At 37.2% G+C, this 21,852-nt stretch carries 13 protein-coding genes and 2 tRNA genes; 7 read left to right on the plus strand and 8 right to left on the minus strand.

Going from position 1 to position 21,852, the window contains the following annotated elements; genetic code table 11:
- Positions 1–30 precede the first annotated feature (30 nt).
- The gene (locus IWB64_RS11900; RefSeq protein WP_194534206.1) at positions 31–1,644 is read left to right on the plus strand and encodes an aminopeptidase P family protein; all 1,614 of its coding nucleotides are present in this window, start codon (positions 31–33) and stop codon (positions 1,642–1,644) included.
- A gap of 41 nt (positions 1,645–1,685) precedes the next feature.
- Here IWB64_RS11900 and thrC read toward each other — a convergent pair whose 3' ends face one another.
- From thrC to thrA, 3 genes are read right to left on the minus strand one after another with little or no spacing between them, the layout of a single operon-like run.
- Positions 1,686–2,981, minus strand: a complete 1,296-nt coding sequence (gene thrC / locus IWB64_RS11905; RefSeq protein ID WP_194534207.1) for a threonine synthase — start codon at positions 2,979–2,981, stop codon at positions 1,686–1,688.
- Positions 2,981–3,904, minus strand: coding sequence for a homoserine kinase (locus IWB64_RS11910; RefSeq protein WP_194534208.1), 924 nt, complete (start codon positions 3,902–3,904; stop codon positions 2,981–2,983). Before IWB64_RS11910 ends, thrC begins: the two co-directional genes overlap by 1 nt.
- Before the next feature lie 2 nt (positions 3,905–3,906).
- Complete coding sequence (gene thrA / locus IWB64_RS11915; protein WP_194534209.1) at positions 3,907–6,351, minus strand: bifunctional aspartate kinase/homoserine dehydrogenase I; 2,445 nt, start codon at positions 6,349–6,351, stop codon at positions 3,907–3,909.
- A gap of 377 nt (positions 6,352–6,728) precedes the next feature.
- Between thrA and IWB64_RS11920 the strand changes: the two genes are divergently transcribed.
- Complete coding sequence (locus IWB64_RS11920) at positions 6,729–8,282, plus strand: NAD(P)H-hydrate dehydratase (protein WP_194534210.1); 1,554 nt, start codon at positions 6,729–6,731, stop codon at positions 8,280–8,282.
- An 82-nt stretch (positions 8,283–8,364) separates the two neighbouring features.
- On the opposite strand, the gene IWB64_RS11925 is transcribed toward IWB64_RS11920, so the two are convergent.
- Together IWB64_RS11925 and IWB64_RS11930 are read right to left on the minus strand one after the other, a co-directional pair.
- Positions 8,365–8,766 carry an STAS/SEC14 domain-containing protein gene (locus IWB64_RS11925; RefSeq protein WP_155597345.1) on the minus strand — a complete coding sequence of 134 codons (402 nt, stop codon included), beginning with the start codon at positions 8,764–8,766 and terminating at the stop codon, positions 8,365–8,367.
- A 202-nt stretch (positions 8,767–8,968) separates the two neighbouring features.
- A complete protein-coding gene (locus IWB64_RS11930) occupies positions 8,969–11,515 on the minus strand; it encodes an ATP-dependent Clp protease ATP-binding subunit (RefSeq protein WP_194534211.1) in 2,547 nt (848 codons plus the stop codon).
- 245 nt (positions 11,516–11,760) lie between these two features.
- Between IWB64_RS11930 and gyrA the strand changes: the two genes are divergently transcribed.
- On the plus strand, positions 11,761–14,301 hold the full coding sequence (gene gyrA / locus IWB64_RS11935; protein ID WP_194534212.1) for a DNA gyrase subunit A: 2,541 nt from the start codon (positions 11,761–11,763) through the stop codon (positions 14,299–14,301).
- A gap of 43 nt (positions 14,302–14,344) precedes the next feature.
- Positions 14,345–15,607 (plus strand): tetratricopeptide repeat protein, encoded by a 1,263-nt coding sequence (locus tag IWB64_RS11940; RefSeq protein WP_194534213.1) that lies wholly within the window; start codon positions 14,345–14,347, stop codon positions 15,605–15,607.
- Between the two features lie 77 nt (positions 15,608–15,684).
- Here the strand turns inward: IWB64_RS11940 and IWB64_RS11945 are convergent, their stop codons facing one another.
- Both IWB64_RS11945 and IWB64_RS11950 read right to left on the minus strand, forming a co-directional pair.
- Complete coding sequence (locus IWB64_RS11945) at positions 15,685–16,437, minus strand: C40 family peptidase (protein WP_194534214.1); 753 nt, start codon at positions 16,435–16,437, stop codon at positions 15,685–15,687.
- 25 nt (positions 16,438–16,462) lie between these two features.
- The gene (locus tag IWB64_RS11950) at positions 16,463–17,635 is read right to left on the minus strand and encodes an acetyl-CoA C-acyltransferase (protein WP_194534215.1); all 1,173 of its coding nucleotides are present in this window, start codon (positions 17,633–17,635) and stop codon (positions 16,463–16,465) included.
- A gap of 121 nt (positions 17,636–17,756) precedes the next feature.
- On the opposite strand from IWB64_RS11950, the gene IWB64_RS11955 reads away from it, so the two are divergent.
- From IWB64_RS11955 to IWB64_RS11965, 3 genes are all read left to right on the plus strand, one after another.
- A complete protein-coding gene (locus IWB64_RS11955; protein ID WP_194534216.1) occupies positions 17,757–19,805 on the plus strand; it encodes an HD family phosphohydrolase in 2,049 nt (682 codons plus the stop codon).
- A gap of 184 nt (positions 19,806–19,989) precedes the next feature.
- Positions 19,990–20,078: transfer RNA gene (locus tag IWB64_RS11960), tRNA-Ser, on the plus strand.
- Between the two features lie 75 nt (positions 20,079–20,153).
- A tRNA-Pro gene (locus IWB64_RS11965) sits at positions 20,154–20,231 on the plus strand.
- Positions 20,232–20,552: 321 nt separating this feature from the next.
- Here the strand turns inward: IWB64_RS11965 and IWB64_RS11970 are convergent.
- On the minus strand, positions 20,553–21,809 hold the full coding sequence (locus tag IWB64_RS11970) for a hypothetical protein (RefSeq protein WP_194534217.1): 1,257 nt from the start codon (positions 21,807–21,809) through the stop codon (positions 20,553–20,555).
- Positions 21,810–21,852: the final 43 nt, after the last annotated feature.

The following is a 21,852-nucleotide window of genomic DNA, read 5'->3' on the forward strand; positions in this document are numbered from 1 at the left end:
ACTTTAAACTAATTCTATAAAACAAACATAATGGTGAGACTTCTTTATTTATTGGTGGCGTTATTGCAGGCGCCTTTGACAGGCATTGCGCAAGATGAACCGACGGATTTTCTTTCGGCTGATTTTCATAAAGGTAGGAGAGAGGCAGTGAGGGAATTGATGTCCGCTAATAGTGTGGCCGTATTTTTTGCAAATGCGGTTCGCAATCGTGCAAATGACGTAGATTATGTCTATCATCAAGACCCTAATTTTTATTACCTAACGGGCTACAACGAACCTAATGCAGTTTTGCTCATTTTTTCTGAGAACCAAGAAGTTGCTGGGGTTAGTAATGATGAAATATTATATGTGCAAGAACGGGACCCAAGAGCGGAGCAATGGAACGGAAAACGATTGGGTATAGAAGGGGTAAAGAGTAAATTGGGTTTCGCAACAGCTTTTAACGGAAGTGCGTTTAAGGATATACCAGTAAATTTTGAACAGTTTGATAAGGTGTTGTTTTTTGACTTTGAGAATGATTTTCGTGATTCAAGTGATGAGGCTGATTTGTTCGATTTAATACAAACATTTAAAACGAAAGCAAAATACCCGGCTGATTTTGATAGCTCAAAGGATAGATTCTATTCTATGATTACGTCTACGGATGTTGAGAACAGCGCAAATGTAGCGCAGGTTTTAGGACGTTATCTTAGTAGGGATGAAAAGCTGCAAGAAGATGAACTCATAAACGGTTTTGTAAATGCTGAGGACGACAAATTAAGAAGTGAAATAAAAGAGAAAGTAACATTAAAATTGGAGGCAAATAATTTGAATTCTTCTATGCTTAACGAAATTATGGCCACGCTGCGGGAAACCAAATCAGCCGAAGAAATGGTGCTTTTAAAAAAAGCTATTGAAATTTCTGCGGTAGGCCAAGTTGAGGTAATGAAAGCTATGCACCCAAATATGTCGGAAACGGAAATTCAAGGTGTACATGAATATGTGTATAAAAAGTATGGAGCAGAATATGAAGGATACCCTTCTATTGTAGGCGGAGGGAACAACGGATGTATTTTACACTATATTGAAAACAACAAACCTAAAGTAGGTGAAGAGTTGATTTTAATGGATTTAGGTGCTGAATATCATGGATACACTGCAGATGTTACAAGAACGATACCGGCAAACGGAAAGTTTTCAAAAGAACAAAAACAGATATACGATATTGTATACGATGCACAGGAAGCGGGAATTAAAGCTAGTATTCTTGGTGCTCCGTTTCAAGCTCCAGGTGAAGTGGCCAGTAAAGTAGTTACTGCAGGTCTAATGGAATTGGGAATTATAACTAAAGAGGAAGATGCGCGGATATACTTTCCGCATGGTACTTCACATTACTTAGGCCTAGATGTTCATGATAAAGGTACGTATCAGCCTTTTAAAGAGAATACGGTAATTACTGTTGAGCCCGGTATTTATATTCCTGAAGGGAGTGATTGTGATAAGAAATGGTGGGGTATTGCGGTGCGAATAGAGGATGATATTCTGATAACAAAAGAAGGACCGGTAAATTTATCGGCAATGGCACCAAGAAAAGCCGAGGAAATAGAAAAAATAATGAAGCAACCAAGTCCGTTGGATAAGTTTGAACTTCCGACATTGAAGTAATAAAAAATCCCCTAAAGAACTTCTTTAGGGGATTTTTGGTTTTACCTGTTTAAGAGATACTGTTTCAGTTCGTCATATTCTTTTATTGCAATGGATTTCTTTTCCTTGTCCATTACCTTTTTAATTTGTTCTGGAATAGCAACGGACTTGCCAATGGTCTCTTCCACAACATCTAAGAATTTTACAGGATGCGCGGTTTCTAAGAAAATACCATAAACATCAGGATGCGATTCTTGATATTTTTTGAGCCCTAAATAGCCTACAGCTCCATGCGGGTCCGCAACATATCCGCTTTCTCCGTATATTTTTTTCATGGTCTCTCTAGTTTCGGCATCTGAAAAGGAATACGAAGAAAGGTTTTCTTTTAGTGCCTCAAAATTGTCCTGGTACAAATGTCTGATCCGTATAAAGTTACTTGGATCACCCACATCCATAGCATTTGAAATGGTTGCTGTAGATGGTTTTGGCTTATACTCCTCAGTCTTCATAAACTCGGGTACGGTGTCGTTTACGTTGGTAGAAGCTATAAAATGCTTTACAGGCATGCCTAAACGCTGTGCTACCATTCCGGCACAAACGTTTCCAAAGTTTCCGCTTGGAATTGAGAAAACGATTTCTTTTCCTTTTGATTTCGCTTGTTTATAGGCGAATAGAAAATAGAATAATTGTGGTAACCAACGCGCCACGTTAATGGAGTTGGCCGAAGTTAATTGCATTTTTTCCAGAAGGGTTTCATCTAAAAATGCAGTTTTTACCATTTTTTGACAGTCGTCAAAAGTACCGTCAACTTTAAGAGCGGTTATATTCTGACCTAAAGTGGTTAATTGTCTTTCTTGAATATCGCTAACTTTACCGTTAGGATATAGAATCACTACACGAACACCTTCTACATCTAAAAATCCATTGGCAACTGCCCCTCCGGTATCTCCAGAAGTGGCAACTAGTACGGTTACATCTTGTTTTTCTCCTTCTGAAAAGTAACCCAAACAGTTGGCCATAAAACGGGCACCTACATCTTTAAAAGCCATAGTTGGCCCATGAAAAAGTTCTAAAGTAGCCACATTTTCTTCGATTTCTACAACAGGAAACTCAAAGTCAAGTACTTTGGCAATGATTTCACGAAGCCTTTCATTCGGTATTTCTTTGGATACGAATTGATGAATTGCGTTAAAGGCAATCTCATGGTCCGTTAAATCTTCAATATTTTCAAAAAAACGCTTAGGCAACGGTTCTATTTTCTCAGGGAAATAAAGACCTTTGTCAGGCGCAATACCTTTAATAACGGCATCTTTAAATGAAACTTCAGGGGCTTTTTTGTTTAGACTGTAAAAATTCATTACTGTATGGTCTTAATTCCTTCACTATTAATTTTAGATACATGAACATCATAATCAATACCGATGTTTTTGTATACTTCTTTCATTGCTGCGGCAACTTCATTTGCGGTATCTATCCCTTTGCTGAACGCAAATATAGATGGACCCGAGCCTGAGATACCACAACCTAAGGCACCAGCCTTTAGGGCTTCACTTTTTACTTGATCAAAACCAGGTATAAGTATGGAACGTATAGGTTCTACAATGTGATCTTCCAATGAACGGCCTATGAGGTCATAATCTTCAGTAAACAGACCAGCTATGAGTCCGCCAACATTGCCCCATTGTTTAATACCGTCCGCCAAGGTAATATTGGTTTTAAGTATCTTCCTTGAATCTGATGTTTTAACTTCTATCTGTGGATGAATTACAGTTGCGTGTAATTCTATTGGCGTATGAATTGGAATAATATCCAGTGGGTCATAACTACGTACTAATGTAAAACCACCAAATAGGGCAGGAGCTACATTATCTGCATGAGCTACTCCGCTTGCCAGTTTTTCTCCTTCCATAGAAAATTTAACGAGCTCAAGCGTGGTAAACGGTCTGTCTAAAAGTTCATTCATGGCCCAAACGGCACCAGTAGAACTTGCGGCACTGCTTCCAATTCCGCTACCGGCTTTAATCTTTTTGTAGATTTCTATTTCAAATCCACCTGTGTAATCGCTTTTTTCTAAAAGAGCCAAACCTGCTACGCCTGCAACATTTTGAAGCGTTTCCATAGGTAAATCTTGACCTTCAAGTTTGGTGATTCGGATACCTTTTTCTTGGGTTTTCCTAACAACCATTGTATCGCCTACATTATCAAGGGCGACACCTAGGACGTCAAATCCACACGAAACATTTGCTATAGTGGCAGGGCAAAAAACTTTGATTTCCTTCATGATTAGAAATTTCCGATTCTGATGATGTCGGCAAAAATACCTGATGCTGTAACATCTGCACCTGCACCTGCTCCTTTTATGATCATAGGTTGGTTAGGATAACGCTCTGTGTAGAACAACACGATATTATCACTGCCTTCTAAGTTGTAAAAATCATGACCTTTTGGTATAGCTTGTAAACCTACGCTTGCTTTTCCGTCCTCAAACTGGGCAACATATTTTAGCTTGCTGTTGGCATTATTAGCTTCTTTATACATGGCCTGAAAATCATCTTCATGCTTTATGAGCGTAGCAAAAAAGTCTTCGTTATTATCCGTATCCAAACTTTCTTGTGGTAAGAAAGATTTGTTAGCAATATCTGTAATCTCTAATTGATTCCCACTTTCTCTAGCTAAAATCAATATTTTTCGCATTACATCAACACCACTTAAATCAATCTTAGGGTCTGGTTCTGTATAGCCTTCTTGTTGGGCTTGTTTTACAATATCATGAAAAGTAGTTTTATCATTAAAATTGTTAAATACAAAGTTCAAACTTCCAGAAAGTACCGCTTGAATTTTAAGAATTTTATCACCAGAAGCAATTAAATGCTTTAATGTATCAATAATTGGTAATCCTGCACCCACATTAGTTTCGAATAAAAATGGAGCATTGTAAGTTCTAGCAAGCGATTTTAATTCTTGGTAATTTTCGTAGGCGGAAGAACATGCAATTTTATTACAAGTAACTACAGAAATACTATTTCCTAGATAGGTATTGTATGTTTTTGAAACCTCTTCACTAGCCGTATTATCAACAAAAATACTGTTACGGTAATTGAGTTCATTCACCTTTTTCATGAATTCCACTTTATCGGCTTTTTGACCACCGGCTAAAGCTTCTTCCCAGTTTTTAAGAGAAATTCCATTCTCTTCAAAAACCATGGTTCGCGAATTGGACATTCCTATTACGCGGATATTCAATTTTAGGTTTTCCTTTAAAAATTTCTTTTGTTGATAAACTTGATTCAAAAATTTTGAACCCACATTACCAACACCCATAACAAATAAGTTCAGCTGTTTTATGTTTTCCTCAAAAAATTCTTCATGAAGGGCATTAAGAGCCTTCTTGACATCATCTTTTTTAATGACTGCAGAAATGTTTCGCTCAGATGCTCCCTGTGCAATAACCCTTAGGTTTACATTGTTCTTCCCTAAAGTGCTGAACATTTTACCGCTCAAACCCTGATGGCTTTTCATATTGTCACCAACTAGAGCAATAATGGCCAAATCTTTTTCGGCTATTACAGGTTTTATTTTTCCACGTTCAATTTCATATTCAAAAGCGGCGTTCACAACTTCGGTAGCCTTATCAATATCATCGGCAGCAATACCTACACAGATTGAATGTTCAGAAGACGCTTGAGTAATAAGTACAACGCTTATCTCTGATTGGGAAAGTACTTCAAAAAATCGTTTTGAAGTCCCTGGGATACCTACCATTCCCGGTCCTTCCAGAGATAAAAGAGCAATATTCTCAACATGGCTTATACCGCGTACGGTCTTACCTTTTTCGTTTTTGTTCTTGGTAATTAATGTACCTGCATTTTCAGGTTCAAAAGTGTTTTTTATTACTATAGAGATACCCTTAGCCAATACCGGTTGAATGGTTGGTGGGTATAAAACCTTGGCTCCAAAATGAGAAAGCTCCATGGCTTCTTCATAAGATATGTGTGGGATTGCTTTAGCCTGTTTTACCAACTTAGGGTTAGCAGTATACATACCGCTAACATCTGTCCAAATTTCTAGGAATTCAGCATTGATCGCTGCTGCAACGATAGCCGCTGTATAGTCAGAACCTCCACGTCCTAAAGTGGTGGAGTTCCCGTTTTCAGAGGAAGCAATAAAACCTCCCATGACAATAACTTGGTGTTTGTCTTTATCAAGAAAATTTGTGCAATTAGCGTTGGTTAAATTAAAATTAACCGTGGCTTTGCCATTAACTTCATTGGTCTTGATGAGCTCTCTGCTATCTACATATCCGGCTTTCAAGCCTTCTTGTGCAAAATACTCACTAATGATATATGATGATAAAAGTTCGCCATAGCTTACAATTTTATCGGAAAGTCGAGGAGTAATTTCGCCAATTAGAAACGCACCTTCCAATAGTGTTTCCAAAGTATTGAGTTCACTTTTGACTTTACTAAGTACCTTGCTTTGAGCATTGACGTGAATAAGTGCCTTGGCAGTCTCTAAGTGTCTGTCTTCAATTTCTTTTAAAATTGATTTATACCCTTCACTTTGTTTTGAAGCCAAATGTGCCGCATTCAATAAGAGGTCTGTGACTCCACCAAAAGCTGATACCACCACAATGGTCTTATTGGTATTTGTATTGGCAACAATATTTTTTACTAATGATATGTTGGAGGCGTTGGCAACAGAAGTGCCGCCGAATTTTAAAACTTTCATGTTAGATGAAATTAACTCTTAAAAATAGATTGAATGCGAAATAACGCAATAGCGAACTGATATGTTTTTGTCTACCCCAAAGGGGTGGTGGTGCCAAACGTGTTGATTGAACCATTGGTCGTGAAGAAAAATTCAGTTGATATGTTTGCGATATGCTGATACATAGTAAAAATGAAAGCATCAAAAGTAGTACTTTTGGATTCTTAATCAAATTTTTGTTGTTAGTTATTAAGCGTTAATGTTAATTACTTACATTATTCAAATTTTTGTGAGATTTCTGCAAGGATTTATGGTTGTAAACCCTTGTTTTTAATACAGAAGTAACAATCAACAACTAAGTACATATTTAAAAACCAGATAATTCTACAATTTTATACATGAAAATTTTCTCTGCAAAGCAAATTTATGAAGCCGACAAGGCAACAATAAAAAAGAATAATATTTCTAGTAATGAATTAATGGAAGGTGCGGCCGTTCAACTTTTCAATTGGTTGCATTTAAGAATTCAAGGAGGACCGGTAAAAATTCACTTGTTCTGTGGTATTGGCAATAATGGCGGAGATGGTATTGCTTTGGCACGCCATCTACAAGAACATGGATATAATATAGCCGTGTACGTTGTAAACTATAGCAAGAAACGTTCAGATGACTTCTTAGTAAACCTAGACCGATTAAAAGATAGAAAAATTTGGCCTGAATTTCTTGAGGAAAATTCGGTTTTACCAGAAATAGGTCGTGAAGATATAGTGGTAGATGCCATTTTTGGAATAGGCTTGAATCGTGCACCCGATTCTTGGGTTGTTAACTTGTTTGAGCATATTCAAAAATCAGAAGCTTTTGTACTTTCTGTAGATATTCCATCAGGATTGTTTACGGATAAGGTTCCGAAAGATGAAAAAGCGGTAATAAAAGCAAACCATACATTAAGTTTTCAGGTTCCGAAATTGGTTTTTTTCTTACCTGAAACCGGTATTTTTACCCAACAATGGGAAGTTTTAGATATCGGTCTTGATCCTGAATTTTTAGCAAATACTGAAACGTATTATGAGTTAATAGGTAAAAATGAAATGCTTCCGGTTTATATTCCGAGAGAGAAATTTTCGCATAAAGGTACTCATGGACATGGTTTAATCGTAGGTGGTAGTTACGGGAAAATAGGGTCTGTTAATTTGGCTTCAAAGGCTTGTTTGGAAACTGGTAGCGGTTTGGTAACGGCTTACGTTCCTAAATGTGGATATATTCCTCTTCAAACCAATTTTCCAGAAGCAATGGTTTTGACCGATGCCGATGAAAAGTATATTACTAACATTGAATTTGATATTAATCCAACGGTAATAGGTATTGGTGTAGGGTTAGGAAAAGATCAGAGCACGGTAAAAGCATTAGATGAATTTTTAAGTAAAAATAAAAAGCCCCTAGTAATTGATGCAGATGCCCTTAATATTCTTTCAGAAAACAAAAGCTTACTTAAAAAGATTCCTGCTCAAAGTGTATTGACACCACATCCAAAAGAATTGGAACGTTTGATAGGAAAGTGGAAAGATGATTTTGATAAGCTGGACAAAGCCAAGAAATTTTCTAAACAATACGATTGCATTCTAGTAATAAAAGGGTCGCATACCATTACGATCTATGATGAAAAGGGTTATGTAAACACGACAGGTAATCCAGGGATGGGAACAGCTGGTACCGGTGATGTTTTAACTGGTATGATAACAGGATTGATTACTCAGAGCTATAGTCCATTAAATGCGGCTGTATTTGGAGTGTATTTACATGGTAGGGCAGGAGATATTGCTGTTGATAAAACAGGATACCAAGCACTCACGGCAACTAATGTTATTAATGATATTGGATCCGCTTTTATAGATTTATTCGCGCAGCCAGAAAGTAGACCTGAAGTTAATGAAAATGAAGCGCCGCCAGAATAGCCCGCTAATAAGAGATAGAAAAACGAAAACCTCAAGATTTCAAAGTCTTGAGGTTTTTTGTTTTTGGTAGAGTTATATAATACTATTTTGCTTTCACACGTCGTTTGACCCAAGTGACTGCATTATCAAATTCAATAAAGAATTTCATTGGTTTTTTATAGAAAAGTTTTTCAATCTTAAAGTTATGCATGTCTATTTCTTTTACGGAAACAATTGCTAATGCCTTAAGGTTGTCTAGTTGTCTCAAATAGGTGTAAATAGTAGGGTCTACGGCATAGGAATTTTTTCTCAGACTTATATAGCCAAAGTTTTTATCCCTAAAATGAATTTCTGAAATCCCTATTATTTGGTATACTCTCTCTAATGTAAGTGTTGCCCCTTCATCAAACAGCGAAACCATATAGTTTTCGTAAACCTGTATTTTTCCAACATCTAATTGATACTCCCTGACTATGATAGTCTTCTTTGGTCGTCTCACTTTCATTTTAAATATATTATAATGTCCTGAGACGAATGTAGATGTATCCTAATCTATTGTAAAAAATAATAGATTAAAAGCGTAAATATCGTTTATAGTGCTATTGCCAGAATAGTATTGTGTAGTGTTTCTTACGTTGAAATTTTATCATAAGAAAAAAGGGAGTCAATTTAATTGACTCCCTTTGCTAACATTTCTTACGTTAAGTTTATGATTTAGAAGATTTTTCTGCTTTTTTAATTTCAATAGTAAGTTCTTCTTTCTTCTCGTCTAGGTCCATTAGGATAGTATCTCCTTCTTCAAGTTTAGAATTTACTATCTCTTCGGCCAGAGCATCTTCAATATACTTTTGAATAGCTCTTTTTAACGGTCTGGCACCATATTGCTTGTCAAAACCTTTGTCTGCAATATAGTCTTTGGCCTTGTCAGTAAGGTTTAGTTCATATCCAATATCCTTGATTCTAGCAAACAATTTGCGAAGCTCAATATCAATGATTTTGTGTATGTCTTCTCTTTCTAACGAGTTGAAAACAATAACATCATCTATTCTATTTAAAAATTCAGGAGCAAATGCTTTCTTAAGTGCTCCTTCTATAACACCTTTCTGATGACTATCTTCTTGAGATTTCATTGCTGAAGTTCCAAAACCAACACCTTGACCGAAATCTTTCAATTTACGTGCTCCGATATTAGAAGTCATAATGATAATAGAATTTCTAAAATCTATTTTACGTCCTAGACTATCCGTAAGGAAACCATCATCTAAAACTTGCAACAGCATGTTAAATACATCTGGATGCGCTTTTTCAACTTCATCTAATAGAATAACCGAGTAAGGCTTACGTCTAACTTTTTCAGTTAATTGGCCACCTTCTTCGTAGCCTACATATCCCGGAGGTGCACCTACTAGCCTAGAAATAGCGAACTTCTCCATGTATTCACTCATATCAATACGTATTAACGCATCTTCAGAGTCAAAGAGTTGTTGTGCCAATACCTTGGCCAATTGAGTTTTACCAACACCGGTCTGACCTAAGAAAATGAACGAACCAATAGGCTTGTTCGGGTCTTTTAACCCAGCACGGTTTCTTTGAATTGCCTTCGCAACCTTCGCAACCGCTTCATCTTGACCAATAACATTGGCTTTAATAAGGTCCGGTAGTTCAGCTAATTTATTGCTTTCTGTTTGTGCTATTCTGTTTACGGGTATACCGCTCATCATAGAAACAACATCGGCAACATTGTCTTCACTAACTATTTCTTTATGTAATTTGCTGTCTTCTTCCCATTTTTCTTGCGCAGAAGCCAAATCTTTTTCAAGACGCTTCTCATCATCGCGTAATTTGGCAGCTTCTTCGTACTTCTGCTTTTTAACTACACTGTTTTTTAATTCACGAACATCTTCAAGCTTTTTCTCAAGCTCTAGAATCTGTTTAGGAACATCCATATTTACAATATGAACACGAGAACCCGCTTCATCAAGGGCATCAATAGCTTTGTCCGGTAAGAAACGGTCCGTCATATAGCGGTTGGTTAACTTAACACAAGCAATTATAGCCTCGTCTGTATAGGTTACATTATGGTGGTCTTCATATTTTGCTTTGATGTTATGAAGAATTTCAATCGTCTCATCAACGGTTGTAGGTTCTACAATAACTTTTTGGAAACGTCTTTCTAGTGCACCATCTTTCTCTATATACTGACGGTATTCATCTAGCGTAGTGGCTCCAATACATTGAATTTCGCCTCTTGCCAAGGCAGGTTTGAACATATTTGACGCGTCTAAGCTACCTGTGGCACCACCGGCACCTACAATGGTATGAATCTCATCTATAAAAAGAATAACATCATCATTCTTTTCAAGTTCGTTCATGACCGCTTTCATACGCTCTTCAAACTGGCCACGGTATTTTGTACCTGCCACTAAAGAAGCCAGGTCAAGAGTTACAACTCTTTTATTATACAAAATACGTGATACCTTCTTGTTTATGATACGTAGTGCCAAACCTTCGGCAATAGCACTTTTACCAACACCAGGTTCACCTATTAGTAAAGGATTGTTTTTCTTTCTTCTACTTAGAATCTGTGAAACACGCTCAATTTCTTTGTCTCTGCCAACTACAGGGTCAAGTTTGTCCTCCTCCGCCATAAGCGTTAGGTCACGACCAAAGTTATCAAGTACAGGGGTTTTTGATTTTTTGTTTCCTTTTTGTCCGGCTGCAGTTCCAAAGCTACCTTCTTTACCTTCGTTATCTTCGTTTTCACTAGGAAACGATTCGGAAGTTGGTGCGTCTACAATATCATCATCGCTTGTGATCATAAATTTAAACTGTTCCTTTACACCATCATAATCTACTTTCAGTTTGTGAAGTAGTTTCGTGGTGGGGTCATTTTCATTTCTCAAAATACATAATAATAAATGTGCAGTATTGATCGAGGAACTCTGAAAAAGCTTAGCTTCTAAAAACGTAGTCTTTAGGGCTCGCTCTGCCTGCCTCGTCAAATGCAGGTTCTTTTTATCTTTTTGTAAACTATTCGGGTTTGGATTGGAAGGGCTAAGAATTTCAACCTTTCGCCTAAGATGATCTAAATCGACCTCCATAGCGTCAAGAATACTAATTGCTTTGCCATTACCATCTCGCAAAAGCCCTAACATTAGATGCTCGGTACCAATGAAATCATGGCCTAACCGTAGCGCCTCCTCTTTACTATAAGCAATTACGTCTTTTACTCTCGGTGAAAAATTATCATCCATAAATTTATCCTTTCATCTATAAAATTACTAAAACTATACCAATCTAACGCAAATAGTGTACCTAATATTAGATAAAGTATCCGGAAATAATGAAAAAGGAATAGGTGTTAATGAGAACCGACAATTTTTAGTGTAAAAAAAAGTGTTGATAAATTGTTTAATAAAGAAAGCCGTATGTGCTTTAAAGGCTATCATTTTACGTATATTGGCATGTTTTTTAACTAAAGTAATTCTAGGATTTAAAAATGGCAGAAGGAGAAAAATTGATCCCGATTAACATCGAAGACGAAATGAAATCTGCTTACATCGACTATTCGATGTCAGTCATTGTGTCACGTGCATTACCTGATGTCAGGGATGGTCTAAAACCCGTTCATAGAAGGGTGTTGTACGGAATGCATGAGCTTGGAGTTCGTTCCAGTAGCTCTCATAAGAAGTCTGCACGTATTGTAGGTGAGGTTTTAGGTAAGTACCACCCTCATGGTGATACGTCCGTTTATGATTCTATGGTGCGTATGGCGCAAGAGTGGAGTTTACGCTACATGCTTGTAGATGGGCAAGGTAACTTTGGATCGGTAGATGGTGATAGCCCTGCGGCTATGCGTTATACTGAGGCAAGGATGCGAAAGATCGCCGATGACATGTTGGCGGATATAGATAAGGATACTGTAGATCATCAATTAAACTTTGATGATTCTTTGCAAGAACCTACGGTTCTTCCTACCCGTGTACCCAACTTGTTGATAAACGGAGCTTCAGGTATTGCAGTAGGTATGGCAACTAATATGCCGCCGCACAACCTTACAGAGGTAGTGAACGGAACTATTGCCTATATCGAAAACAATGATATAGAGATCGATGAGATCATAACCTATATTAAAGCACCGGATTTTCCTACAGGAGGGACTATTTATGGTTATGAAGGCGTTAAAGAGGCTTTTCATACCGGTAGAGGTAGAGTAAAAATAAGAGCCAAAGCTATTATTGAAGAGGTTCAAGGTAGGGAGTGTATAGTCGTTACCGAGATTCCATATCAGGTCAATAAGGCAGATATGATCAAGAAAACTGCCGATCTTGTCAACGAAAAGAAAATAGAAGGTATATCGACTATCCGGGATGAATCGGATAGAAACGGGATGCGTATCGTTTATATTTTGAAAAGAGATGCTATTCCAAACATCGTTCTTAATACCTTATATAAGTATACGGCATTACAAAACTCTTTTAGTGTTAATAACATTGCGTTGGTAAATGGCCGTCCAAGGTTGTTGAACGTAAAAGAGATGATTCACTATTTTGTGGAACACCGTCACGAAGTAGTTGTAAGACGTACAGAGTTTGAACTTAAGAAAGCTGAGGCTCGTGCCCATATTTTAGAAGGTTTAATTATTGCTTCTGATAATATAGATGAAGTAATTGCTATCATAAGAGCATCATCTAATGCAGATGAAGCTAGAGAAAACTTGATGGAGCGCTTTAAGCTTACCGAGATTCAAGCAAAAGCGATAGTTGAAATGAGACTTCGTCAGTTAACGGGTCTTGAACAAGACAAATTACGTGCTGAATACGATGAGGTTATTTTGACTATAGCAGACCTTAAAGACATCTTGGCTAGAAAAGAGCGAAGAATGGATATTATTAAGGAAGAGCTCATAGAAATTAGAGAAAAATATGGTGATGAGCGTCGTTCTGTAATTAATTTGGCCGGAGGGGATTTAAGTATCGAAGATATGATTCCTGATGAGCAAGTAGTGATTACTATTTCTCATGCCGGATATATTAAAAGAACACCAGTTTCTGAATATAAAACACAAAACAGAGGTGGTGTTGGTCAAAAAGCATCATCCACAAGAAATGAAGATTTCTTAGAATATTTGTTCATAGGAACTAACCACCAGTACATGCTCTTCTTTACACAAAAAGGAAAATGTTTCTGGATGCGTGTTTACGAAATACCGGAAGGTAGTAGAACTTCAAAAGGTAGGGCAATTCAAAACCTTATTAACATTGAGCAAGATGATAACGTTAAGGCGTTTATCTGTACTCAAGATCTTAAGGATGAGGAATACGTAAACAGTCACTACGTTATTATGGCTACCAAAAAAGGTGTGGTCAAGAAAACAAGCTTGGAGCAATATTCACGTCCTAGACAAAATGGTATAAATGCCATTGGTATTCGCGAAGATGATGAGTTGCTAGAAGCAAAATTGACTACTGGTGCAAGCCAAATATTCTTAGGCTTGAAATCTGGTAAGGCCATACGTTTTGAAGAAAGTAAGACACGACCAATGGGTAGAAATGCCTCTGGTGTGCGTGGTATTACTTTAGCCGATGATAACGATGAAGTTATTGGTATGGTGTCCGTTCATGATATGGAAGAAAACCTTCTTGTTGTTTCTGAAAATGGATATGGTAAACGATCTAATATAGATGATTACCGTATTACCAACAGAGGTGGTAAGGGAGTTAAAACTATTTCTATTACTGAAAAAACAGGTGGACTTGTTGCTTTAAAAAATGTTTCAGACTCAGATGACTTGATGATTATCAATAAATCAGGTATCGCAATTCGTATGAGTGTTGAAGATCTTCGTGTTATGGGAAGAGCTACTCAAGGGGTACGTTTGATCAACCTTAAGGGTAATGATTCTATTGCAGCTGTGGCCAAGGTTATGAAGGATGAAGATGAATTGGAAGAGGCTGATCTGTTAGATATAGACGTGGATGCCGAAGAAGGTGGCACGGCTCTTGATAATGATGAGGCAGAAGGAACAGAAGAAGAATAAATTTGAACCATAATTATAACACTAATATTTAATTAATTTGAAAATGAAACGTAGATTTTTATTAGTCGCGAGCCTTTGTTTTTGCATGGTAGGATTCGCACAGAAGAACGAAATAAAAGCAGCCGAAAAGGCTATGAAAGCCGGCGATGCCGCATCAGCTAGTAGTGCACTTGAAGCTGTTTCTGGTTCTATATCAGGAGCAGATCCAAAGTTACAGGCACAGTATTACTTCGTAAGTGGTAAAGCTTATGCCGATTTAGCAAAAAAAGGAGATGCAACTGCTTTTCAAAAAGCTGCAGATGCTTATCAAAAAGTAATTGCAGTTGAGGAAGCAAGCGGAAAGAAAAAGTATTCTGCTGAAACTCAACAGCACATGTCTGCTTTAAGTGCCGATTTAGTAAACTCTGCAGTAGAGGATAACGGTAACAAAAAGTTTAAAGAAGCTGCTGAGAAGTTATACACAAGCTATAAAATTAGCCCAAAAGATACTTCTTACCTTTATTATGCAGCTAGTAGCGCTGTAAATGGTGGTCATTATGAGGAAGCATTGACTTATTATAACGAACTTCAAGAAATTGGTTATGACGGTAGTGGTGTGATTTATAAGGCTACTAACGTAGAGACTGGTACGGAAGAAGAGATGGATAAGACTCAGAGAGACTTAATGGTTAAGTCAGGAACTTATAAAGATCCTAAAGATGAGAAATCTCCATCTAAAAAGGCTGAAATCGTTAAGAATACAGCTTTAATTTATACTCAATTAGGTCAGGATGATAAAGCTTTAGAAGCTTATAAAGCTGCAAGAGCTAACGATCCTAAAGATGTTAATTTAATCTTGAACGAAGCCAATTTGTACTACAAAATGGGCGATAAAGACCAGTTTAAAGTTTTAATGGCAGAGGCTGCATCTGTTGCACCGGATAATCCAGATTTGCATTACAACATTGGAGTGATCAACATGGAGCAAGGTAACTTGGAAGATGCTAGAGCATCATATAAGAAAGCTTTAGAAATCAATCCTGGATATACTAACGCACAATTAAACCTTTCTACAACTTACGTAAACGAGGGTAATGGTCTTATTGACGAGATGAACTCTTTGGGTAACTCTAAAAAAGATATTGCTCGTTACGATGAGTTAAAAGAAAAGAAAGATAACCTTTTTAAAGAAGGAGCAACTGTATTGGAAGATGCGTTGAAATTGAATCCTGATAACCAAGGCATCTTAACTCAATTAAAAAATATCTATGGCGCAATGGGCGACAATGATAACTTTTTAAGAGTAAAAAAGTTGTTAGGCGAGTAATTTGTCGATAACACAATCATAAAAAAATCCCCTAGGAATTTCCTAGGGGATTTTTTATTTGCTTTAGTTTCTATTGGCTAAACGATTTGTTTTATGACCCTTAGCTTGTGCGTATAGTTGCCTATTTCAGTATTGAATATGCCAGTATGGTCTATACGGTCTATTCGTACTTTTCCGTCTACATGAATTATGTAGTTGTTTTCCATTATGATACCTACGTGGTAAATATCGCCTTCATTGTTATCGAAAAAAGCTAAATCTCCTGCTTCAGTTTCTTCAATAAAACTCAATGCATGACCTTGTCCAGATTGTTCTGCGGCTTTTCTTAACAAACGATATCCGTTTATCTTATATACCATTTGGGTAAAGCCTGCGGCATCAATACCAAAAGGAGTCTTTCCTCCCCATAAATAGGGCGCGTTTAGGTATAGTAGGGCAGTTTGTATAAGTTCTGTTTTGTCTTTTTTGTTACCGTTGGTCTTCCCATCAAAAGTGTGCGAAAGCACAGCACAGTTACAGGTAGAGGATCCAAGGATAACGGGTAAAAGTATAGAATTTTCAGTTTCCACGAAAGAAATGAGGTCTGAGGTGTAGCCTATATCAGTAGAAGATTCAATAGAATTATAAGCTTCTTCCGATATTAAATTCATTTGGTGATTGCTCACCCATCCTTCAAACTTATCAAAAGCAACGCGAATACGACTCCAAGCCTTCCTGCGCTCTAAGACTTTAAAGTGTTCGCCGTATACCAGTTGTGAGACCATTTCTGAAGTCTCATCGGCATTTACGCGAACGGAAACTATACTTAAGGGACAAATTCCGTATTGCATATGGTTGGTTAAATGAAGGTATTCTTTATCGTTCTACAATTATTGCAGAAGCGCCACCTCCGCCATTACATATTGCGGCAGCACCTATCTTAGCGTTATTTTGTTCCAAAACATTAAGCAGCGTAATAAGAATACGTGCACCTGAACAACCCAAAGGATGCCCTAATGAAACGGCACCGCCGTGTACATTTACATTGGTGTCCGATAATCCTAGTAGTTTCATATTGGCTAACCCAACTACTGAAAAAGCCTCGTTGAATTCAAAAAAGTCTATATCGTCTATTGAAATACCAGCCTTAGCAATAGCTTTGGGAAGTGCTTTAGCAGGTGCAGTGGTAAACCACTTTGGCTTTTGTGCTGCATCAGCGTAACCTCTTATGGTTGCTAAAGGTTTTAAACCTAGTTCCTCTGCTTTTTCCGCACTCATCAATACTAGTGCAGCTGCACCATCATTAATAGTAGATGCGTTTGCTGCGGTAACCGTACCGTCTTTTGAAAATGCTGGGCGTAATGCTGGAATTTTATCCATTCTTACGTTTTTAAACTCCTCGTCTTCAGAAACAATGATTGGTTCTCCACGGCGTTGAGGTACTTCTACAGGAGAAACCTCATTAGTGAATTTTCCGCTTTTCCACGCTTCCGCAGACCGGTTATAGGATTGAATTGCAAAATTATCTTGGTCCTCACGGCTAAAATTGTACTCTGCAGCACATGCATCAGCACAGACACCCATTGCTTCTTGGTCGTAAACGTCTACAAGACCATCTTTTTGCATGCCATCTTCCAATGTAGCAGGACCAAATTTTTGACCGGTTCTCATATGAACGTAATGAGGAATAAGACTCATATTTTCCATCCCACCTGCAACTGCAACTGAAATATCTCCTAAAGCTATTGCTTGAGCTGCTTGCATAACTGCTTTCATACCCGAAGCGCAAACTTTATTTATAGTAGTACATGGCACGCTGTCCGGTATTCCGGCAAAAATAGCTGCTTGTCTGGCTGGTGCCTGGCCTGTTCCGGCCTGAACCACGTTGCCCATGATGACTTCGTCAACTAATTTGGGGTCAAGATTTATTTTGGCAAGTGCCGCTTTTATGGCTGTAGCTCCAAGTTTTGGTGCTGGAATTGTGGATAAAGCTCCCATAAAGCTCCCAATAGGGGTTCTTGTGGCAGATACTATAACTACATTTTTCATATTAAAGCATGAGTTTCTCGTCTTGCAAAACTAAGAAATTAATAGGCAATACATTTCGTTGTTTCTAGAAAAGCCTGTCGGAAGTTTATAATTTTCTATTTTTGACTCAGATACCAAGCCCATGCGCAATATTCTGGATAAAGTTTTTAAAAACCAATCGCTTCTATATAAGTATTTTTTATACTTGGTATCGGTTGCCTGTATTGTTTTCTTTTTTCCAAAAGGAGGAAAATTTAAATATGAATTTCAAAAAGGGAAACCTTGGCAATACGAAAATTTGTATGCCCCCTTTGATTTTTCGATTCAGAAGGACAATGAAGATATTTCGAAAGAAAAGGCCGAATTTCTTAATAATCAAATAGATTATTACCGGTTGGATCCTTCTGTACAGGATGCGGTTAGCAAGGAGTATGAAAAGAAATTTTATGAGGTATTTACAGGCGAAAGATTTAGTGCAAGTGCCTTGGAAGCTTTGGATTCTGCAGGAAAAGATATTCTTAAGAAATTATACAAAAACGGAATTCTAGCCCAGTCAAATAAGCGAAGGCTTAAAGACCAACTCTATCTTGTGAGAGATAATCAGGCGGAAACTGTTCAGTTAAGTAGTCTTATTCAAATTAGAAATTTAAGAGAGGGACTTCAGAAAATACTTGAAGAAAAAGATTTGGTCACCTACGTGCGTGAATACCAAGATCTCTTTCTTGATATTGTTAAGCCTAATATCATTTATGATAAAAATTTATCTGAAAGAGCCTTAAACGAAGCGCTATCAGGTATATCGCATACAAGGGGGGCAGTAGATGAGGGAAAACTTATAATAGCAAAAGGGGAGGTCGTTGAGGCGGAGAACCTAACTATTTTAAACTCGTTAAAAGCAGAGTTTGAGTCTGAACTTTGGACAGCCAAAAACTATTACTTTATACTTTTTGGGTATACTGTTCTTGTAGCATTGGTGCTTATGATGCTCTTTCTTTTTCTTAAGAAATATAGAAAAGATGATTTTGAGAACAATACCAAGGTTACATTTATTTTCTTTAATATTCTTTTTATGGTGTTCGTCACCACCATGGTGGTTAAATATGACGAAGCCTTTGTATTTGTAGTGCCCATATGTATTTTACCCTTGGTACTCAAAACATTTTTTGATGCAAGGTTAGGCCTTTTTGTTCATGTGCTAACCGTGCTTATATTGGGTTTTGTAGTGCCTAACAGTTTCGAATACATCTTTCTACAGATAATAGTTGGTATTGTCACCATATTAACGGTCTCTGAATTATATAAAAGGGCAAACCTTTTTATATCTGTCGGTCAGATTACGCTGATTTATGTGGTGGGATATTTAGCGTTCCATATTATACATGAAGGCAATTTAGATAATATACAATGGTTTACTTTGGGACTATTCTTATTAAACGGAATGATCACACTCTTTGTTCAACCATTGATCTATGTGTACGAGAAGGTCTTTGGGCTGGTTTCTGATGTTTCTCTATTGGAATTGTCTGATACTAACTCCAAACTGTTAAAAGAGCTCTCTAACAAGGCGCCAGGCACTTTTCATCATTCATTGCAGGTTGCTAACCTTGCGGAAGCAGCAGCCAATGAAATAGGGGCTAATGCTATGTTGGTTAGGGTAGGGGCATTATATCATGATATTGGTAAAATGAACCACCCAACTTATTTTACAGAGAACCAAATAACAAATGTGAACCCGCATGATGAGTTGGCTCCAAAGGAAAGTGCTAAGATAATTATCAATCATGTTATTGATGGAATTGAACTGGCTAGGAAAAATAAACTTCCTGATCGTGTTATAGATTTTATAAGGTCTCACCATGGTACTAGTTTGGTCTATTACTTTTATAAAAAGCAGCAGGAAATAGACGAGGACGTAGATGAAGCAAATTTTAGATACCCAGGACCAATACCTTTTTCAAAAGAAACGGCGATACTAATGATGGCAGATTCCGTAGAGGCGGCTTCTAAAAGTTTAAAAAACCCAACTTCTGGCATCATTGAAGATTTTGTAGATAAAATTGTAGCGGGACAAATGAGCGCTGAACAGTTTTTAAATGCCAATATTACCTTTAAAGAGATTGAAGCGATAAAAAAGATTTTCAAACAAAAACTGATAAATATTTATCATTTACGCGTGGAATATCCTGAATAATAAGGCGGTAGAAACATTCGAAAGCCGATGCTTTATTGTTTTTTATATATCGATTTAAAATAGTTTTAAATTTCTTTAAAAAAAGAAAAGAAATAGTTGTGAAATTGAATACTAAAATATACATTTGCAACCGCAATTTTAACCACCTAACGGTGCTGAAATTAAGTTCTTTGAAGAGATTACTGGAGAGGTGCCTGAGTGGCCGAAAGGAACGGTTTGCTAAATCGTCGTAGGTGGAAACACTTACCCAGGGTTCGAATCCCTGTCTCTCCGCAATAGCTGTCAAAGCAAATTGCGAGGGCAGAAAATATTTCTCAAGTAGTGAATAAAAGAAGATAATCACATTATCGGGGTGTAGCGTAGCCCGGTTATCGCGCCGCGTTTGGGACGCGGAGGTCGCAGGTTCGAATCCTGCCACCCCGACCATTTTACTAAACCTCTTAAATCATATGATTTAAGAGGTTTTTTGTTTTACAATGGTTTTGTATGATATCATTTTAAACCACACTTTCTAGTGTGAAATGGGTGAACAAGGATATCTTTAATTATTATATAACTACAATAGTGCTATCTAATGGAATACGGATACAGATTGATTCTAAAAATTCAGTTAGAAGGTGCTAGTGTTTCTTTAATAGCTCCAACGTAAATAAATATCGATTAAAAAATAACATACTACCTCTTCACAGGGTTGTTCAATTTTCTGAAGCTTGTAATATCTTTTATCTTAAAAAATTTAGTTATAATTCAATTTGCTTTCGACTTCCCTTCTTGTTCCAAAGAATCCAAATAGGTGTTGATAAGGTCAATACCTTCATCATGTTTGATGCTCGTACCAATTAGGGGCATAAAATAGCCAGGAATAGCAGTACCCATTCGATCACTAATTTGCGTACGCTCTACATAAATATTACTTTCTGTAAATGGGGTTTCAAAAGTAAAATAGAATTTATCTCCGAAATCTCTGTTATAAGAGCCCCCTTTTTGATGACAATGGGCACAATTTACATCAAAGTAAGCTCTTGCTCGTTCCTCCAAAGTCAAACTAGTGTCTGACCAATCAGGAAGTGTAGGAATCTGTGAAACCTCCGGAGCTTCGGCAAGCATATTATTATCCTTAAAAAATTGAAGGATATTCTGCCCATTATGATTAAAATTCATTGCTCTAGCTTTTGGTCCAATAGGTACGATTTTCTCATTAAGCTCGTGGCATTGCACACACATAGTATTTGAAGGAACTACATAATCTACTATTCTTGAAACTCCTAGGTCATCAATCCAATCTACCTGAAGACCGTGTGCATCATCATCCAATACGGCATCAGTTTGATCTTCGTTCCAAAAATAATTACGAACCAACCACTCCCCATTCTTTTTAATCAATACCCTAGTTTCAATACATTTTTTTCCTAAGGAAGAATCTCTTTCGTCATTTAGGTAGTAGAAAGTCTTTGCTAGTATTGTATTATCAGGAAAATCTAATAAGTTATCTCCTTTGTACATCATTTGTGTACCGTCTGGTACGGCCACTACACGAAGTTTATATGAATAATCGGTAAAAAGAGGAGTGCTCATATCATATTCATATACATTGTCGTTTAGCTGTAAATCGGACATATTACCTTTAAACAACTTTAGCTGGGATAAGTTTGGAAGAAACTCTGGCACTGCAAAATTCTTAATTATAGGATCGCCATAAGGATTATTCCCAACCGATAGTTCATCTCCGTTAATCAACCCATCACCATCGCAGTCACCGGCCAACCATACTAAATTAGATGAGTTGAACGAAGAATACTGTACATCGTGAGAAGGGTCACATGGGTTGTTCTTGTCTGTGCCATTTAATACTTCTTGGCTATCAAAAATTCCATCACCATCTGTATCAATGTCATAATCCTCAAAATCATCTAAATAATTCGAATTACATGAATAGAGTCCAACAAGTAACATGGCTATAATAAATACCAAGGTTATTTTTAAATTATGTCTTTTCTTTATCATAATGTGTTCAACTACTCTTCAAATACGTAGGTGTACTTTATAT

This window comes from Zobellia nedashkovskayae (genome assembly GCF_015330125.1).
Taxonomy (GTDB): Bacteria; Bacteroidota; Bacteroidia; order Flavobacteriales; family Flavobacteriaceae; genus Zobellia; species Zobellia nedashkovskayae.

Coding starts and splice junctions, on each gene's coding strand:
- IWB64_RS11900 (WP_194534206.1), top strand. CDS start 31: ATGGTGAGACTTCTTTATTTATTGGTGGCGTTATTGCAGGCGCCTTTG.
- thrC (WP_194534207.1), bottom strand. CDS start 2,981: ATGAATTTTTACAGTCTAAACAAAAAAGCCCCTGAAGTTTCATTTAAA.
- IWB64_RS11910 (WP_194534208.1), bottom strand. CDS start 3,904: ATGAAGGAAATCAAAGTTTTTTGCCCTGCCACTATAGCAAATGTTTCG.
- thrA (WP_194534209.1), bottom strand. CDS start 6,351: ATGAAAGTTTTAAAATTCGGCGGCACTTCTGTTGCCAACGCCTCCAAC.
- IWB64_RS11920 (WP_194534210.1), top strand. CDS start 6,729: ATGAAAATTTTCTCTGCAAAGCAAATTTATGAAGCCGACAAGGCAACA.
- IWB64_RS11925 (WP_155597345.1), bottom strand. CDS start 8,766: ATGAAAGTGAGACGACCAAAGAAGACTATCATAGTCAGGGAGTATCAA.
- IWB64_RS11930 (WP_194534211.1), bottom strand. CDS start 11,515: ATGGATGATAATTTTTCACCGAGAGTAAAAGACGTAATTGCTTATAGT.
- gyrA (WP_194534212.1), top strand. CDS start 11,761: ATGGCAGAAGGAGAAAAATTGATCCCGATTAACATCGAAGACGAAATG.
- IWB64_RS11940 (WP_194534213.1), top strand. CDS start 14,345: ATGAAACGTAGATTTTTATTAGTCGCGAGCCTTTGTTTTTGCATGGTA.
- IWB64_RS11945 (WP_194534214.1), bottom strand. CDS start 16,437: ATGCAATACGGAATTTGTCCCTTAAGTATAGTTTCCGTTCGCGTAAAT.
- IWB64_RS11950 (WP_194534215.1), bottom strand. CDS start 17,635: ATGAAAAATGTAGTTATAGTATCTGCCACAAGAACCCCTATTGGGAGC.
- IWB64_RS11955 (WP_194534216.1), top strand. CDS start 17,757: ATGCGCAATATTCTGGATAAAGTTTTTAAAAACCAATCGCTTCTATAT.
- IWB64_RS11970 (WP_194534217.1), bottom strand. CDS start 21,809: ATGATAAAGAAAAGACATAATTTAAAAATAACCTTGGTATTTATTATA.